At 66.9% G+C, this 15,947-nt stretch carries 15 protein-coding genes; 6 read left to right on the top strand and 9 right to left on the bottom strand.

Annotated features, from left to right (window positions below; genetic code table 11):
* Nucleotides 1–27: 27 nt before the first annotated feature.
* The gene (locus ACLJO0_RS25555; RefSeq protein WP_410580911.1) at nucleotides 28–381 is read right to left on the bottom strand and encodes a hypothetical protein; all 354 of its coding nucleotides are present in this window, start codon (nucleotides 379–381) and stop codon (nucleotides 28–30) included.
* Between the two features lie 712 nt (nucleotides 382–1,093).
* Between ACLJO0_RS25555 and ACLJO0_RS25560 the strand changes: the two genes are divergently transcribed.
* The gene (locus tag ACLJO0_RS25560) at nucleotides 1,094–1,498 is read left to right on the top strand and encodes a hypothetical protein (RefSeq protein ID WP_410580913.1); all 405 of its coding nucleotides are present in this window, start codon (nucleotides 1,094–1,096) and stop codon (nucleotides 1,496–1,498) included.
* Here ACLJO0_RS25560 and ACLJO0_RS25565 read toward each other — a convergent pair.
* On the bottom strand, nucleotides 1,476–2,030 hold the full coding sequence (locus ACLJO0_RS25565; RefSeq protein WP_410580915.1) for a hypothetical protein: 555 nt from the start codon (nucleotides 2,028–2,030) through the stop codon (nucleotides 1,476–1,478). The genes ACLJO0_RS25560 and ACLJO0_RS25565 overlap by 23 nt on opposite strands.
* 54 nt (nucleotides 2,031–2,084) lie before the next feature.
* On the opposite strand from ACLJO0_RS25565, the gene ACLJO0_RS25570 reads away from it, so the two are divergent.
* Both ACLJO0_RS25570 and ACLJO0_RS25575 read left to right on the top strand, forming a co-directional pair.
* On the top strand, nucleotides 2,085–3,431 hold the full coding sequence (locus ACLJO0_RS25570; protein ID WP_410580917.1) for an MFS transporter: 1,347 nt from the start codon (nucleotides 2,085–2,087) through the stop codon (nucleotides 3,429–3,431).
* A 123-nt stretch (nucleotides 3,432–3,554) separates the two neighbouring features.
* Nucleotides 3,555–4,808 carry a DUF222 domain-containing protein gene (locus ACLJO0_RS25575; protein ID WP_410580919.1) on the top strand — a complete coding sequence of 418 codons (1,254 nt, stop codon included), beginning with the start codon at nucleotides 3,555–3,557 and terminating at the stop codon, nucleotides 4,806–4,808.
* A 259-nt stretch (nucleotides 4,809–5,067) separates the two neighbouring features.
* Here the strand turns inward: ACLJO0_RS25575 and ACLJO0_RS25580 are convergent, their stop codons facing one another.
* The 6 genes from ACLJO0_RS25580 to ACLJO0_RS25605 are packed head-to-tail and all read right to left on the bottom strand — an operon-like array spanning nucleotide 5,068 to nucleotide 11,396.
* The gene (locus ACLJO0_RS25580; RefSeq protein WP_410580920.1) at nucleotides 5,068–5,835 is read right to left on the bottom strand and encodes an HpcH/HpaI aldolase family protein; all 768 of its coding nucleotides are present in this window, start codon (nucleotides 5,833–5,835) and stop codon (nucleotides 5,068–5,070) included.
* Nucleotides 5,820–6,605 (bottom strand): 2-oxo-hept-4-ene-1,7-dioate hydratase, encoded by a 786-nt coding sequence (gene hpaH / locus ACLJO0_RS25585; RefSeq protein ID WP_410580922.1) that lies wholly within the window; start codon nucleotides 6,603–6,605, stop codon nucleotides 5,820–5,822. The genes ACLJO0_RS25580 and hpaH overlap by 16 nt, the downstream gene beginning before the upstream one ends.
* Before the next feature lie 9 nt (nucleotides 6,606–6,614).
* A complete protein-coding gene (gene hpaD / locus ACLJO0_RS25590; RefSeq protein WP_410580924.1) occupies nucleotides 6,615–7,709 on the bottom strand; it encodes a 3,4-dihydroxyphenylacetate 2,3-dioxygenase in 1,095 nt (364 codons plus the stop codon).
* A 30-nt stretch (nucleotides 7,710–7,739) separates the two neighbouring features.
* A complete protein-coding gene (gene hpaE / locus ACLJO0_RS25595; RefSeq protein WP_410580926.1) occupies nucleotides 7,740–9,245 on the bottom strand; it encodes a 5-carboxymethyl-2-hydroxymuconate semialdehyde dehydrogenase in 1,506 nt (501 codons plus the stop codon).
* Nucleotides 9,246–9,258: 13 nt separating this feature from the next.
* On the bottom strand, nucleotides 9,259–9,930 hold the full coding sequence (locus ACLJO0_RS25600; protein WP_125795520.1) for a GntR family transcriptional regulator: 672 nt from the start codon (nucleotides 9,928–9,930) through the stop codon (nucleotides 9,259–9,261).
* The gene (locus ACLJO0_RS25605; RefSeq protein WP_410580929.1) at nucleotides 9,912–11,396 is read right to left on the bottom strand and encodes a fumarylacetoacetate hydrolase family protein; all 1,485 of its coding nucleotides are present in this window, start codon (nucleotides 11,394–11,396) and stop codon (nucleotides 9,912–9,914) included. The genes ACLJO0_RS25600 and ACLJO0_RS25605 overlap by 19 nt, the downstream gene beginning before the upstream one ends.
* 92 nt (nucleotides 11,397–11,488) lie before the next feature.
* Between ACLJO0_RS25605 and ACLJO0_RS25610 the strand changes: the two genes are divergently transcribed.
* The gene (locus ACLJO0_RS25610; protein ID WP_410580931.1) at nucleotides 11,489–12,862 is read left to right on the top strand and encodes an MFS transporter; all 1,374 of its coding nucleotides are present in this window, start codon (nucleotides 11,489–11,491) and stop codon (nucleotides 12,860–12,862) included.
* Between the two features lie 18 nt (nucleotides 12,863–12,880).
* On the opposite strand, the gene ACLJO0_RS25615 is transcribed toward ACLJO0_RS25610, so the two are convergent.
* Entirely contained in the window at nucleotides 12,881–13,570 is a 690-nt protein-coding gene (locus ACLJO0_RS25615) for an IclR family transcriptional regulator (RefSeq protein ID WP_125795523.1), read from the bottom strand.
* A 70-nt stretch (nucleotides 13,571–13,640) separates the two neighbouring features.
* Between ACLJO0_RS25615 and ACLJO0_RS25620 the strand changes: the two genes are divergently transcribed.
* Nucleotides 13,641–14,171 carry a flavin reductase family protein gene (locus tag ACLJO0_RS25620; RefSeq protein ID WP_410580933.1) on the top strand — a complete coding sequence of 177 codons (531 nt, stop codon included), beginning with the start codon at nucleotides 13,641–13,643 and terminating at the stop codon, nucleotides 14,169–14,171.
* Between the two features lie 31 nt (nucleotides 14,172–14,202).
* The gene (gene hpaB, locus ACLJO0_RS25625; protein ID WP_410580934.1) at nucleotides 14,203–15,660 is read left to right on the top strand and encodes a 4-hydroxyphenylacetate 3-monooxygenase, oxygenase component; all 1,458 of its coding nucleotides are present in this window, start codon (nucleotides 14,203–14,205) and stop codon (nucleotides 15,658–15,660) included.
* Nucleotides 15,661–15,947: the final 287 nt, after the last annotated feature.

Consider the following 15,947-nt stretch of genomic DNA (forward strand, 5'->3'; position numbering starts at 1 on the left):
GGCACCGTCGGTGGCGGACTCATCCCGCTAGGTGAACAACTTGTAATTGAGGACGATATAGCCGGAATTGTCGAATAGCACCTCGGGTCCGGGAACTTTTCCCTTTCCCTCGGGAACGATCTTCGGGCACTGTGCTTTGGCTTCCTGTTCGGTTCCGTAGTAGTAGAACAGACCTGATCGATTGGAAGCCGAATAGTTTCCGTCGAAATAGAGGTCTACGTCGCCATTGGGGCCCGAGGTGGACACCGGGGTGACGCGGGACTCGTCGAGGTCGGCCCCCATGTCCGCGCCGAGTTTCACCTGCTCGGGAACGGATTCGGTGGGCTTGTCCCGCGCGCTGGTGACCTCTTGCGGCGATGACGGCCGCCAAAATCGCTCCACGTCGGCTGGCAAGTGCCGCGGTCACTGCCGGTTCCGAGGTTTCTGTATTTCTGCCGCGGTCAGTTTTCGACCGGCCGCTATCGTTTTTCGTCACCTGGTCTCCCCTGTCGGAGATGCCGTCGGAGACTACAACAAGATCGAAAAGGAATACGAGCGACCGTGTTGCCGCTGGTTCGATCAATGGCAATTCTCCGGCGCGAAGTCATCAAGACCGACGGCGTGCTCGGTTCACCCCACAGGACTATTGAGAGGTAAGGCAAGCGTCCCGTGATAGCCAAATGCCCGATTCGTGCCTATATGGGCGGTTCTTGGCCGGGGTCGTGAGTGGTAATGAGCGTTCTAACCGTCATTGCCACTCGCGACCCCTCTCAAAAACGCGCAAATAGCCTAAACCGGGCACCGGCGCCCCTGAAAGTGTCCTTTGTGGATAGTCGAAGAGGGTCAGGGCTCACTCACGAGTCGCTGCCGCCGTCGAACCCGTGTCCAACCAGGTCCGAAGGCGTCCATCACCGCATCAGACGCAGCGAAGGGAGCCTTCGCCCCGCCGCCGGCCCCGCCCACGAACACGACACGTTTGCCTTACCTCTCAAGACAACCTCGGTATCGGAACACGCATGGTCCGCCGCTGTCCGGGTGATGTCGGGCCGGGGTCGCTCTCTTCGCCCAGGGTAGTCGCTAGTCTTGATCTTCGACTGCGAAGGAGACTGAATTCATGGCGGAATGGGCCGATCTGGTCGCGTTCGTACGGCACGAATATCGGGTGGTGAAGGAGGAACCGGACGAAGTTCGCATCCGGTTGTCCTACGGCGACGACGACTACGAGGAGCGGGCCCAGACCGTGGTCATCGCGCGGGAGGTCTTCGATCGCCGCGAGGACTGGGTGCAGATCGCGACGCCGTTCGCGCGCGTGGACCAGGTCGACCTCGCGAGTGTGCTGACGGAGATCGGCAACACGATCGTCGTCGGGGGACTGGTGGTCATGGGGGAGCACTTGGTGCTGCGCCATTCCCTGCCGTTGGTGAACCTCGACATCAACGAGTTCACCGACCCGCTCGAACTCGTCGCGGGTTCGGCGGAGCTGCTGGAGCAGCAGTTCACCGGACGCGACGACTACTGAGCCGCGTGACCTCGTCGAACGAGGTCACGCGTTCGCATTCCTCTTCGTTGAGCTTGTTGATCGCTGCCCGGTACGCCTGTGCTTGAGCCGTACCGGGCAGTTGTCCCTGGAGAAGGAGTGGGAGTCCGAGTTCGAAACCGCAGCGGGCACGCACTCCGTAGCGGTGCCGGGTGCGGGCGACGGCGGTGGCGACGCGGAGCCCGTGCTCGGTGCCCGGCGGCGTGGCTGGCCGGTCGGTCTCGATGGCGGCGAACCGGAATCCGTTGGCCTGGTCGCATTTCCCGCAGCCGGTGGGCCCCGCGCCGAGTGCGTTGCCGCAATCGCTGCACGTCAACCTGTCGAGGGCCGCGTCGACCACGCGCCATTCGAACGCGGAAGTGTCGGCGACGACCAATTCGGCGAGGTCGTTCTCCGCTTCCGTTCCGGCGGTGACACCGTATTCCTGGAGGAAACGGCGCCAGCGGTCCTCGATGCTCGCTTCGACGGCCACCAAGGCCTCGGCGGGGCCGCCGCCGCGCGAAAGAGCGGTCATGGCAAGACCCTAGACCGCGTTCCTCCTGGCTGTTCCGTGGATAAGGTGTGCGATATGGGTTCCTCGAGATGGGGTGGGCTCGCGGCCCTGCTCGCCGGGTTCTTCGTGCTCCTGCTGGACACGACCATCGTCGCGGTGGCGAGCCCGAGCATTCAAGCAGAACTGGGCGGGGACGTCGCCGCGTTGTTCTGGGTGACGGCGGGCTATTTGCTCGCGTTTTCGGTTCCGCTGCTGGTCGCCGGCAGGCTGGGAGATCTCTTCGATCCGAAGCGTGTCTACCTTTTCGGCATGGGAGGCTTCGGCGTCGCCTCGGCGCTGTGCGGGCTCGCGCCGTCGATCGGATGGCTCATCGCGTTCCGGATCCTGCAAGGCCTGGCGGCGGCCGCGATGTCACCCCAACCTCTCACGTTGATCCGGCGGCTCTTCGCTGAAGACGAGAGAGGGCGCGCGTTCGGTATCTGGGGCTCGGTGGCGGCGGCCGCCACCTTGCTCGGCCCCATTCTCGGCGGGCTGCTGACGGCGAGCCTGGATTGGCGCTGGATCTTCTGGGTCAATGTGCCGCTCTGCGTCATCGCCGTGGTCGTGGGCATCCGCCTGATTCCGGGAAGCCCCGGGAACACCACGCGTTTTGATCTGCTCGGTGCCGCGTTGAGCACGGCCGGTCTCAGCCTTCTCGTGTGGGCCTTGCTGTCCTGGCGCACGCTTTCACTGCCCGCGACCGCCCTTGCCATCGCGTTACTCGTAGGTTTCTGGTTCCGAGAACGCGGGCAAGGTGCGGACGCCCTCGCGCCCTTGCGGCTCTATCGCTCGTCCGGGTACTTGTCCGCGAGCCTCGCGATGGCGTCACTCGGCGCGACGGTCCTCGCGATGGCACTGCCCACCATGCTCTACATCCAAGAGAGGCGCGGTTTCGGCCCGATGGAAGCGGCGTTGGTCCTGGCACCGGACGCCGTCGTCGCGATCCTGTTGTCGCCACCGGCCGGCCGCTGGGTCGACCGGGTGGGCGGGCGACGGCCGGCGATACTCGGCATGAGCCTGCTGGCGGTGAGTTTGCTGCTCATCGGGCTGGTGGTGGTGTTGAGCCTGAATCCCTGGTGGATCTCGGTGGGTGCCGCGCTTCTGGGTGCTGCCAACGCTCTGGCGTGGTCACCGCTGTCCGCCATCGCGATGGCGTCCGTCGAATCCGACGCCGCGGGCGGCGCCTCGGGACTGTTCAACACGGTTCGGCAGGTGGGCGCGGTGGCCGGGGTGGCGGTGACGGGCGCGATCCTGGCGGGGCTTGAAGCAAGGCCCGTGTTGGCTTTTGGCGTCGTTTTCGGCGTTGTGGGTCTTGTGGCTATTGGTGGTGTTGCTGCCGCACTTCGGCTTCCGGAGCGCCCGCGGGTCGTTGAGGTGGCTTGATTCTTTTGCAGTTAGTCGGCTACTTGCTTCTCGGCGCGATCACCCGTCAGTGGGAAATGCGTTCGCTGATTGTTGCTTAAAATTACGAACCCTTGTTCGATTGTTTTGGGGTATTCTTGTGGGGTGTCCGAGACTTTCCTTCCCGAGTTGCCGCAGGAGTTGTGGCGTGCCGGCAAGCTGGAGCTTGCTCATGGCGTGCAGCAGTCGTTGCAGGTGATCAGGATGGCCACCGCCGGTTTGGGGCGGTTCCTGGCGGAGATCGAGTCTCGGGGTGTCAAAGACTTGTACGGGTATGGCCGTACAGCCAACTGGTTCGCTGATGTAGCGGGGTTGTCGGTTGGTGAGGCGGGTGCGGTGGTGAATCGGGCGATCGCCCTGAATCCGACCCGCGCGTTGGATGGCACCGAGGTTCCGCCTGTCGCACCGGCTACCGCTGCTGTCGCCGCGGAGGGGTTGGTCGGGGATGAGCGGATCGACCAGGTCCTGGAGATCTTGAAGAAGCTCCCGGCCGATACCTCTGTTGAGGATCGGGCGAGTGCGGAGAAGATCCTCGCCACCCTCGCCCGCGACGCGGGTCCCCGGCAGCTCGCCGACGCCGAAGCAAACCTGCTCGCCTGGCTCGATCCGGACGGGAACGAACCGAAGGATCCCGAACCCGCTCAGCCGCGCCGCGAGATCACGCTGGAGCGCCGCAAGGACGGCTTCTGGAAGCTCACCGGCCTCCTCGACGACGAAACCGGTGCCCGCACCGCGGCGGCTTTGAAGGCGCACGCGGCGCCGCGGCCGGTCGACGAATTCGGCCAGGCCGATCTGCGGATGAAGTGCGAACGCATGGGCGACGCGTGGGTCGACATCCTGGACTTGGCGATCGCCTGCCCGGACCAACCCGGCACCAGCGGCTACCGCACCCTGCTGCATGTCACGATCGGCCTCGACGAGTTGAAATCCGGTCTCGGGACCGCCTGCTTGGACTTTGTCGGGACCATGACCGCCCACGAGGCCCGGCTCGCCGCCTGCGACTGCCTGATGCTGCCGGTCGTGATGAACGCCGCCGGAGAACCTCTCGACGTGGGACGGCTGCGACGGTTCGTCACCCCCGGCCAACGCCGCGCCTTGAACATCCGCGATGGCGGCTGCGCGTTCCCCGGCTGTCACCGGCAGCCGAAGAATTGTCACGCACACCACATTCATCACTGGGCAGACGGAGGCCCCACCGATCTCCGGAATCTCGTGCTGCTGTGCGGATTCCACCACCGCTTGATCCACCACGGTGATTGGGAAGTCCGGATGGCGGGCGATGGGTTACCGGAGTTCATCCCGCCCCAATACCGAGATCCGCTCCGACAACCCCGGCGCAACACCCTCCACCACATGTGACCCGAGGAGCCCGCCAGCCACACCGGCGACGGGCCCCTCGCCGTGCCCGGGCCAAGGGAGCGTGTTCTCAGGAGCGGATGCGGACTTGGAGAAAGCCCGCGAGCGCCACGCTGGAGATGGCGAGCCCCGAGCGAGGCCCACCTTTGCCCGCTTGAAGTACGTGAAGGACCCCTTCCTTGCGCCTAGGTACAGGAAGGGGTCCTTCACGGAACGACGATCCCGCATTCAACCGCAAGTAGGCACCTAAATGCGAAGGCCCCTAAGCCTGGTGCCGCCGCGCGAGCGCCTCCGAACCTTGAGCGAGCAGAGACACATCGGCACCGACCAGCACGAACGAAGCGCCGGCATCAAGGTAACGCTGAGCCTGCGCAGGGTCGAACGCGTTGACCCCCACTGGTTTCCCCTGAGCACGGACGGCCTCGAAGGTGCTCAGCACGGCTGCTGTGACGTCGGGGTGCGTCTGCTTCCCGAGCAGGCCCATCGAGGCGGCCAGATCGGACGGACCGACGAACACCCCGTCGACGCCGTCGACAGCGGCGATCTCGGCGGCTGCCGCGACACCTGCCGTCGACTCGATCTGGACGAACAGTGACGTGAACTCCTCGGCCTTCGCGAGGTAGTCCTCGACCCGGTTCCAGCGCGCCGACCGCGACAAAGCGCTGCCGACACCGCGTACGCCACGCGGCGGGTAGCGGACGGCCCGCACGACGGCCTCCGCCTCCTCCGCGCTGTCGACCATGGGCACCAGCAGGTTCTGCGCGCCCAGGTCGAGCAACTGTTTCAGCGCGACCGCGTCACCGGACGGGGCGCGCACCATCGGCGCGATGGGATACGCGGCGATCGTCTGCAGCAACGCTTGCACCGTTTCGAGCCCGGCGGGGGAGTGCTCGGTGTCGATGAGCAGCCAGTCGAGTCCGGAGCCCGCGCAGATCTCCGCGACGACCGGGCTGCCCGACGTGACCCACATGCCGATCCGCGGTCGCCCGGCCAACTGATCCCGGAACGGCGGGTCTAGACGAAGCGGCATGTGATCGCCCCCAGGTCCCGGTAGTCGGCGGTCACGGTGTCGCCGGGGTGCACCCACATCGGCCGCGTGAACGAGCCTGCCAGCACGATGTCGCCCGGATCCAGTTTGTCGCCGTGCTGCGCGAGTTTGTTCGCCAGCCAGGCGACGCCGTTCGCGGGATGGTTCAGCACCGCGGCGGCGACGCCGGATTCCTCGATGGTTTCGTTGCGGTACAACAGCGCCGAAACCCACCGCAGGTCGACGGCGTCCACGGCGACCGGGTTGCCGCCGTAGACCATCGCGCCCATGGCCGCGTTGTCGCTGATCGTGTCCACGATGGTCCGTCCCGCCATTTCGATGCGCGACGACAGGATCTCCAGCGCGGGCACGACGTACTCGGTCGCGCGCAGCACGTCGAACACCGTGGTGTCCGGTCCGGCGAGGGAATCACGCAGTACGAAGGCCAGCTCGACCTCGATGCGCACGTTCGAGAACCGGCTGTGCTCGATCACGGAACCGTTCTCGAACACCATGTCCGCGAAGATGGCGCCGTAGTCGGGTTCGGTGATCCCGGTGGCGGCCTGCATGACCTTCGACGTGAGCCCGATCTTTCGCCCGACCGGACGACGCCCCGCCGCGATGCCCCGCCGCCGCCATTCGTTCTGCACGGCGTACGAGTCCTCGACGGTCATGTCCGGATAGCGTGCCGTCAGCAGCGGGATCGTCTCCCGGGCCTCCTCCGCGGCCGCCAGTTCGTCGGCGATCGCGGTGATCGTTTCCTGTTCGAGCATGTTCCCGCCTCAGAGCTGGTTGCCGAGTTTGTACTCGCCCTGTTTCCAGGCCGGCAGTTCGCCTTCGTCGTCACCCTTGCGGGTGTAGGAGAAGCCGTCGGCGCCGATGGTGACTTCCAGTTCGGTTTCCTCGGTCCTCGCGGCCACCGGCTGCGGTTTGCCGTCGAGGTCGAGCACGAGGGAGGCGTCGGTGTACCAGGACGGGACCACCGGCGTGCCCCACCAGTCGCGGCGTTGGTTGTCGTGCACGTCCCAGGTGACGACCGGGTTGTCGGGATCACCGGTGTAGTAGTCCTGGGTGTAGATCTCGACGCGGTGCCCGTCCGGGTCGCGCAGGTACAGGTAGAACGCGTTCGAGACGCCGTGTCTGCCGGGGCCGCGTTCGATGTGGTCCGACATCCGCAGTGAGCCGAGTTTGTCGCAAATGGACAGAATGTTGTGCTTCTCGTGCGTGGCGAAGGCGACGTGGTGCATCCGCGGCCCGTCGCCGCCGGTCATCGCGGTGTCGTGCACGGTGGGCTTGCGGCGCATCCAAGCCGCGTACGTGACGCCCTGGTCGTCCTGGATGTCTTCGGTGACACGGAAGTTGAGGTCTTCCATGTGCTTGACCGCGAGCGGCACGTCCGGCGTGACCTGGTTGAAGTGGTCGAGCCGGACCAGCGCGCCCGGGACGTGCAGGTCGTAGCGCCAGCTGAGCCTGTCGACGTGCTGGACGTCGTGGAAGAACTCAAGCGGGAAGCCGAGCGGGTCCTGCACCCGCACCGAATCGCCGATGCCTGTGGTGAACCCGTTTTCGTTGCGCTCGACCCGGCAGCCCAGTTCCGTGTAGAACGCGACGGCCTTGTCCAGGTCCTCCGGCGACCGCACCCGATAGGAGAACGCCGCGACCGCGGCGACCGGACCCTCGCGCAGCACGAGGTTGTGATGGATGAACTCGTCGATCGTGCGGAGGCTGACCGTCGTGTCGTCCTCTTCGGTCACGGTCAGTCCGAGGACGTCGGCGTAGAAGGCGCGCGAACGCGCCAGATCGGTGACGACGAGTTCCATGTACGCGCAGCGCAGGACGTCCGGCGGCGGCGATTTGGGAGTGGGGATCGGCTTCATTGCGTCATCCTTTGTGGACGGGGACCGGGGTCAGCCCTTGCCGAAGGCGGGGTTGTGCACCTCGCCGAGATTGATGTGCACCGCCTGCTGGTCGGTGTAGAAGTCGATCGAGCGGTAACCGCCCTCGTGCCCCAGTCCGGACGCCTTGACCCCGCCGAAGGGGGTGCGCAGGTCACGGACGTTGTTCGAGTTGAGCCACACCATGCCCGCCTCGACGGACTGCGCGAAGTTGTGCGCCCGCTTGAGGTCGTTGGTCCAGACGTAGGCCGCGAGCCCGTATTTCGTGTTGTTCGCGAGCTCCAGCGCCTCTTCCTCGGTGTCGAACGGCGTGATCGCGACGACCGGGCCGAAGATCTCCTCCTGGAAGATCCGGGCGTCCGGTTTGACGTCGGCGAACACCGTGGGAGCCACGTAGTTCCCGGTCGGGAAGCCGTCGGGGCGGCCGCCGCCGGCGACCAGCCTGGCCTCGGCCTTCCCGATCTCGATGTACTTCATGACCTTTTCGTAGTGCTCGGGATGCACCAGCGCGCCGACCTCGGTCTCGGGCTCGCTCGGGTGGCCCACCACGACACGTTCGGCCTGCGCGGCGTAGCGCTCGACGAACTCGTCGTAGATCGCGCGCTCGACCAGGATCCGGCTGCCCGCCGTGCAGCGTTCGCCGTTGAGGGAGAACACGCCGAAGATCGTCGCGTCGATCGCGGTCTCCAGATCGGCGTCCGCGAAGACGATGGCCGGCGACTTGCCGCCCAGTTCCATCGACAGTCCTTTGAGGAACGGCGCCGCGTTCCCGAAGATCAGGCTGCCCGTGCGGCTCTCGCCGGTGAACGAGATGAGCGGGACGTCCGGGTGCTTCACCAGCGCGTCGCCCGCGTCTTCGCCGAAGCCGTTGACGAGGTTGAACACGCCCTGAGGCAGCCCGGCCTCCTCGAAGATCTCCGCCCACAGCGACGCGGAGAGCGGCGTGAATTCGGCGGGTTTGAGCACGACGGTGTTGCCGGTCGCCAGCGCGGGGGCGAGTTTCCACGACTCCAGCATGAACGGCGTGTTCCAGGGCGTGATCAGCCCGGCGACACCGATCGGCTTGCGGTTGACGTAGTTGACCTGGCGGCCGGGCACCTTGTAGGTGTCGTCGGCCTGCGCGACGATCAGATCCGCGAAGAACCGGAAGTTCTCCGCGGCCCGGCGGGCCTGCCCCAGCGCCTGCGAGATCGGCAGCCCCGAGTCGAAACTCTCCAGTGCCGCGAGCCGCTTGTCCCTCGACTCGACGAGATCCGCGATGCGGTTCAGCACGCGCGAACGCTCGCGCGGCAGCAGCTTCGGCCACGGGCCCTCGGTGAACGCCTTCCGCGCGGCGGCGACGGCGCGGTCGATGTCGGCCTTCTTGCCGGCGGCGGCCCGGACGTAGACCTCGTTGGTCACCGGGTCGAGTACGTCGAAAACGGCACCGTCGGCCGAGTCGGTGAGTTCGCCGCCGATGTAGTGCCGGATCCGCTCCGGGACGCCGTCCGGAATAGGCCGGGGAGTCGTGCTGGTCAAGATTCCTCCTCAGTCAGCGTTTCGCGCGCTCTCGCGCGTCCAAAAAGGCCTGCATGGTGGCCCAGCGGTGATTGCGCGCGGCGAATTCGATGTCGAGCGGGTCGGCTTTCTCGGAGATCAGCCGGAGGATCTGTTCGTGTTCCTCGACCGACCGGTGCGCGCGGTCGGGGACGAACGCGAAGGTCGAGTCGCGCAGTCCGGACAACCGTGTCCAGCCCTGGTGCACGAGCTCGAGGATCTGCGGATTGGGACAGCATTCGAACAGCAGCGAGTGGAACTGCTGGTTCAACGCGGTGAACTCGTGCGCGTCGAAGTGGTCCAGCAGCGCGATCATGCGCTCGTTCACCCGGCGGGCCCGCGCGATGTTCTCTTCGGACAGCTGCGGCGCGGACAGCGCGGTGGCGACCCCTTCGACCACGCCGAGGGTCTGCATCGCGTGGACGTACTCGTTCTGGTCCACCATCGCCACGCGTGCGCCGACGTTGCGCTCGAAGGTCACCAGCCGTTCGGCCTCCAGCCGCCGGATCGCCTCGCGCACCGGGACGACGCTCATGTCGAGCGCGCCGGCGATCTCCGCGAGGACGAGCCGGTAGCCGGGTCCGTACTCGTGCCGGGCGATCCGCTCACGCAGCCACTCGTAGGCGAGTTCGGACTTGCTGGTCGTCTTCACTGCTTCTTCTGCCATGCCTCATACCTTTCCCGCCACAACAGGTTCAGCGGGAAGAGCCCCTCGATCGGGCGGCCCTGGCCGACCTGCTCGGCGATCCACGCGTCTTCGTCCTCCTGGAGGAGCGTCGCGTCGACGACCTCCTCGGCCAGCGCCGGGGGGATGACGACCACGCCGTCGTCGTCGCCGACGATGATGTCGCCGGGCAGCACGGTGGCGCCGCCGCAGGCGACCGCGACGTCGGTGTCCCACGGCACGTGCTTGCGGCCGAGGACCGCCGGATGCGGGCCCTGCGAGAACACCGGGAGCCCGGTCGCGGCGACGGCTTCGAAGTCGCGGACCCCGCCGTCGGTGATCACCCCGGCCGCTCCGAGGTGGCGCGCCCGCAACGCCAGGATGTCCCCGAGCGTCCCGGAACCCTTGTCACCGCGGGCTTCGATGACGATCACCTCGCCGGCGCCGACCGAGTCGAAGAGGCGTTTCTGTGCGTTGTAGCCGCCACCGTGGGATTTGAACAGGTCCTCGCGGTTCGGGACGAAACGCAACGTCCTCGCCGTGCCGACGACCTTCGAACCGGGCAGATTGGGGTGCACGCCGTCGATCGCGACGTTGTTCAGCCCCCGTTTGCGCAGCTGGGCGGACAAGCCCGCGACAGGTGCGCGCAGCAGTTTGGCGCGCAGAGCTTCGCTGAGCGCCGGCGCTTCCTGTTCCGGTGACTCGTCTGCGGGAGCGCCCCAAGCCTCGGCGCGCTGCTTGTCGTCGACCTCGGGCAGGCTGCCGATGTCCGAAAAGGACCGGATCCCCTGGGTGACCGTGGTGTGCAGCCGACCGCTGCTGGCGGAGGTGCCGGGAACGTCCACTTCGACCACGACGACGTCACCGGGGGAGACCACCGTCGATCCCGCGGGAGTGCCGGTGAGGATGACGTCGCCCGGTTCGAGCGTGAAGTGCTGGGAGAGGTCGGAAACGAACTGCCGCAACGGGAACAGCAGTCCGGCCGTGGTGTCCTCCTGCACCAGGTCGCCGTTCACCCAGGTGCGGATGCGCAGCGACGAGGGATCGATGTCGCGCGCGTCGATGAGGCCGGGGCCGAGCGGGGTGTAGCCGTCACCGCCCTTGGACCGGACGTTGGAGCCCTTGTCCGCCGCACGCAGGTCGTAGAGGCCGAAGTCGTTCGCGGCGGTGACGGCAGCGACGTGCTCCCAGGCCTTGTCGGGCTTGACCCACCGGGCCGTGGAGCCGATGACCAGCGCGATCTCGCCCTCGAAGGCCAGCAGTTCGGTCCCCGCGGGACGTTCGACCGTGCCGCCTGACGTACCGATCGAACTCGACGGCTTGAAGAAGTACGACGGGGTCGCCGGACGCCGCCCGCGCTGCGCGGCGCGTGACGCGTAGCTGAGGTGGACGGCGATGATCTTGCCCGGCCGGGTGGCGTGCGGACCGGACGTGCGGCCGGAAGGCGCTGATGCCTCGTAAGTGCCCATGTTCCCCTGAATCCTCGACCCTTGCTTCGTATCTAATAACGTATATGATTCCGTGCCACAGTGGCAAGGCGGCCGACGACAAAGGAGTCCACGTGTCGAACCCAGTACAGGATGAACGCGCGCCCGGCCGGACCGCCCCGCCGTCGTCCGATCGACGTCGGGTCGCCTTCGCGACCGTCGTCGGCACCACGGTCGAGTGGTACGACTTCTTCGTTTACGCGTCCGCCGCCGGTCTCGTCTTCGGCAAGCTGTTCTTCTCCGGCCTCGGCGCGAACAGCACCCTCGTTTCCTTCGCCACGGTGGGCGTGAGCTTCCTGTTCCGCCCGCTCGGCGCCTTCCTCGCCGGGCACTTCGGCGACAAGTACGGCCGTCGCGTGGTCCTGGTGCTCACCCTGATCCTGATGGGCGTCGCGACCACGTTGATCGGCGTGCTCCCGACCTTCGACCAGATCGGTGTGGCCGCGCCGGTGCTGCTGATCCTGCTGCGGATCCTGCAGGGTGTTTCGGCGGGCGGTGAATGGGGCGGCGCCGTCCTGATGGCCGTCGAGCACGCGCCGCCGAAGCGCCGGGGACTTTTCGGTGCGTCGCCGCAGATCGGCGTCCCGCTCGGCCTGCTGCTGGCTTCCGGCGTCCTGGCGCTGACCAGTCTGCTCGTCCCCGGCCAGGCGTTCCTCGACTGGGGCTGGCGGATCCCGTTCCTGCTCAGCGTCGGGCTGATCCTGGTCGGCCACTACGTGCGGCGCCGCGTAGAGGAGAGCCCGGTCTTCCGTGAGATCGCCGAACGCCGCGAGCAGACCCGGACCCCGATCATCCAGCTGTTCCGCAAGCACTCCGTGCTCGTTCTGGTCGCCGCACTGGTGTTCGCGGGCAACAACGCCGTCGGCTACATGACCACCGGCGGCTACATCCAGAACTACGCGACCAATCCGAAGGGCCCGATCGGCCTCGACCGCGGGCCGGTGCTGTGGGCGGTGACCGCGTCGGCGGCGACCTGGCTGCTCTCGACGTGGGCGGCGGGCGCGGTCTCCGACCGAATCGGCAGGCGGCGCACGTATGTGCTGGGCTGGATCGCGCAGCTTGCCGGCGTCGCGGCGCTCTTTCCCTTGGTGGACACCGGGAACATCGTGTTGCTGGCGCTCGGGTTGATCATCCTCAGTGTCGGGCTCGGGTTCACCTACGGCCAGCAGGCGGCGTTCTACGCGGAGCTGTTCCCCGCCTCGATCCGGTTCTCTGGCGTTTCGATCTCCTACGCGCTCGGCGCGATCCTCGGTGGCGCTTTCGCGCCGACGATCGCCACCGCCCTGGTCGGCGCGACCGGAACGTCGGTGTCCGTGGCCGTCTACCTGGCCGGGATGACCGTCGTCGGCCTCATCGCCACCTTGCTGCTACGGGACCGGTCGGGGATCCCGCTCGGACCGGACCATGAGGCCGAGCAGTCGGTGAGCCCGCTCCGATTCGGTAAGTAATCACGCCGTCCGTGACGCTCACCCGCCGAGAGCGTCACGGACAGCCTTCGCCGCCGCTTTGAGCCGCTCCGCGAGCTCGGCGGGGGCCCGTGTGCTCGACAGATAGACGACGGCGAGTGCCGCCGGGTTGTGGCCGCGAAGGGGGAGCGGCACCGCCACCGAGCTGAGGTTCTCGATCACTTCGCCATGGCTGTCCGCGTAGCCGCGGGCGGCCACTTCCCGCACTTCCTCGGGCCACTCTTCCGACGGCAGCTGGGAAAGGATCGCGCGCCCGGGGGCGCCCGCGGTGAACGGATGCCTGGACCCCGGGCGCTGCGCGACGGACGCGACGGCGTGCCGGGGTTCCACGCTGACCAGGGTCACGCATTCCTCGCGGTCCATCACCGCCACGAAACACGTCATGCCGAGTTCGTTCGCGACCGCGGTCAATTCGGGTAGCGCGGCGGCCTGCAGGTCGTGCTTGATCCCCGCCGCGAGCGCGGCCAGACGTGTGCCGAGTTCGAATTTCCCCGCGGGCTCCCGCGTGAGAAGCCCGTGGTCTTCGAGCGTGCGGATGAGCCGGTACGCGATCGACCGATGAACGCCGAGGCGTTCGGCGATCTGGTCGACGCTGAGCGCTTCTTGGGCGTCGGCAAGGACTTCGAGCACGCGGATGCCTCGGCTGAGCGTCTGGGACGTGCTCGCGGTCTTGCGGGAGTCCGAAACCATCGTATACGATCCATTTCGATAGTTGAACTGTCTGTTCGATTATAGAACAGGAACCGACAGGGTGGTCACGATGTCACGCGAAACCAGCTTTTCGCCGGGTTCGAGCCTCTATCGGCCGCCCGCGCAGTTCTTCCGAGGCTGCCTCGGCCGCTTCGCGACGGGTGTCGCGGTGGTGACCTTCGACGCCGCGACGAAACGGCACGGCCTGACGGTGAACTCCTTCACCGCGGTCTCGATGGATCCGCCGCTCGTGCTCGTCTCGATCCAGCGCACCGTGAAAAGCCACGACCTGCTCGCGGGCCGCCCGTTCGCGGTCAACGTCTTGGGCGCGGAACAGGAGGCGCTCGCGATGAACTTCGCCGGCCGTCCGACTCCCGAAGGCGCGCCGGCGTGGGTCGAAGGCGGACACGCGCCGCGGCTCGGCGGCGTCCTCAGCTGGTTCGATTGCACGCCGTGGGCGGCCTACGACGGCGGCGACCACACTCTGTTCCTCGGTGAAGTGCAGGAGTTCGACTATCGCTCCGGCGACGCGCTCGGCTTCGTCAACGGGCAGTTCTCGACCATCCACGAATCCGCGCAAGGCCACGAATCCCTTTTCTGACAACGACGTCCACCCCGAGAAGGAGCACGACATGGGAGCCCGTACCGGTCAGCAGTACCTCGACAAGCTCAACGGGATGACGCCGGAGTTGTACGTCGACGGCGAGAAGGTGACCTCGAAGGTCGCCGAGCACCCGGCGTTCCGCAACAACGCGCTGACCTACGCGAAGCTGTTCGACCTCCAGCACGACCCGGCGCACCGTGACGTCCTGACCTACGAGTCGCCGACGACGGGGGAGCGCGTCGGAACGTCGTTCCTGGTGCCGCGCAACGAAGAGGACCTCAAGCGACGTCGCGCGGCCTTTTCCGTGTGGGCGCAGCACTCCAACGGTTTCCTCGGCCGCACCGGCGACTACATGAACTCGTCGCTCACCGCGCTGTCGACCGCGAAGAAGTTCTTCTCCCAGGCCGATCCCGTCTTCGGTGAGCGCATCGAGAAGTACTACGAGATGGCGCGCGAGAACGACCTCCTCGCGACGCACACCCTGATCCCGCCGCAGGTCAACCGTTCGGTGTCGGGGAGCCGGCAGGGCGGCGGCAACCTGTCGGCGAAGGTGGTCGAGGAGCGGGAGGACGGCATCGTCGTCCGCGGCGCCCGGATGCTCGCCACCATTGCTCCGATCGCGGATGAACTCCTGGTGTTCCCGTCGACAGTCCTGCGCGGCACCCCGGAGGACGCGCCGTACTCCTACGCTTTCGCCGTCCCGAACGACGCGCCCGGGCTGAAGTACTTCTGCCGCGCCGGACTCGACCACGGCCGGTCGCGTTTCGACGAGCCGCTCGCCTCGCGGTTCGAGGAGATGGACGCGGTCGTGGTGTTCGACGACGTCTTCGTCCCGAACGAGCGGGTGTTCCTGCTGGGGCATCCGGAACTGTGCAACGCCTGGTACTCCGAGACCGGCGCCGGCGCGCTCATGACCCACCAGGTCGTCACGCGCACGCTGGCCAAGACGGAGTTCTACCTCGGCCTCGCCAGTGAGATCGCCGCCGCGATCGGCATCGGCGGCTTCCAGCACATCCAGCAGGACCTGTCGGAGCTGATCTCCTACGTCGAAATCGAGAAAGCGGTGCTGCGCGCGGCGGAAGCCGACGGGAAACTGAGCGAGGACGGCGTCTTCCTGCCCAAATGGGAAGTCCTCAACGCCGCCCGGAACTGGTACCCCACCAAGGTCTCGCCGCGGCTGACCGAGATCATCCGCAAGTTCTCCGCGTCCGGCCTCATGGCGCTGCCGGGTGAAGCGGACTTCGAGGCCGAAGGCCGCCCCGACATCGACACGTACCTCCAGTCGGCCACGCTGCCCGCCAAGGACCGCGCGCGGCTGTTCAAGCTCGCGTTCGACGCGTCGGTCTCGAGCTTCGCCGGGCGTGAGTCGCTGTACGAGTACTTCTTCTTCGGCGACCCGGTGCGGATGGCGGGGGCGCAGGTGAACGCGTACCCGCGGGAGGCGCTGCAGGAACGGGTCCGGGAACTGCTGGCGCGGGACGAGTGACCTGAGCCGAAGGGCGCTTTCCCCGCATGCGACGCGGGGAAAGCGCCCTTCGCTGCGTCTGGGCCTGGATGGACGTCACCCGTGATTGGGCGCCGATCTCACGTGTCACGCGAGTTCCGGCTCTAATCACGCGAGTTCCGCCTTCAATCACGCGTGATCGCCATCCAGTCACGCGTGTCGTCCGTAAGATCACGCGACACGGGGAAAGTCCCCCTCGGCTCGTCGTGGACGAGACACGCCCGGGATCCAAGAACTTGATTCATTCCAGAAAATGGGCCAGACTGCGC

It is taken from the genome of Amycolatopsis sp. lyj-108, from assembly GCF_046549005.1.
Classification (GTDB): Bacteria; Actinomycetota; Actinomycetes; order Mycobacteriales; family Pseudonocardiaceae; genus Amycolatopsis.

What these genes read in the sequence shown, in the direction of transcription:
- ACLJO0_RS25620 (WP_410580933.1), top strand. Translation starts at nt 13,641, where the DNA reads ATGTCACGCGAAACCAGCTTTTCGCCGGGTTCGAGCCTCTATCGGCCG.
- ACLJO0_RS25580 (WP_410580920.1), bottom strand. Translation starts at nt 5,835, where the DNA reads ATGCCGCTTCGTCTAGACCCGCCGTTCCGGGATCAGTTGGCCGGGCGA.
- ACLJO0_RS25615 (WP_125795523.1), bottom strand. Translation starts at nt 13,570, where the DNA reads ATGGTTTCGGACTCCCGCAAGACCGCGAGCACGTCCCAGACGCTCAGC.
- hpaD (WP_410580924.1), bottom strand. Translation starts at nt 7,709, where the DNA reads ATGAAGCCGATCCCCACTCCCAAATCGCCGCCGCCGGACGTCCTGCGC.
- hpaH (WP_410580922.1), bottom strand. Translation starts at nt 6,605, where the DNA reads ATGCTCGAACAGGAAACGATCACCGCGATCGCCGACGAACTGGCGGCC.
- hpaB (WP_410580934.1), top strand. Translation starts at nt 14,203, where the DNA reads ATGGGAGCCCGTACCGGTCAGCAGTACCTCGACAAGCTCAACGGGATG.
- ACLJO0_RS25605 (WP_410580929.1), bottom strand. Translation starts at nt 11,396, where the DNA reads ATGGGCACTTACGAGGCATCAGCGCCTTCCGGCCGCACGTCCGGTCCG.
- ACLJO0_RS25570 (WP_410580917.1), top strand. Translation starts at nt 2,085, where the DNA reads ATGGGTTCCTCGAGATGGGGTGGGCTCGCGGCCCTGCTCGCCGGGTTC.
- ACLJO0_RS25565 (WP_410580915.1), bottom strand. Translation starts at nt 2,030, where the DNA reads ATGACCGCTCTTTCGCGCGGCGGCGGCCCCGCCGAGGCCTTGGTGGCC.
- ACLJO0_RS25600 (WP_125795520.1), bottom strand. Translation starts at nt 9,930, where the DNA reads ATGGCAGAAGAAGCAGTGAAGACGACCAGCAAGTCCGAACTCGCCTAC.
- ACLJO0_RS25560 (WP_410580913.1), top strand. Translation starts at nt 1,094, where the DNA reads ATGGCGGAATGGGCCGATCTGGTCGCGTTCGTACGGCACGAATATCGG.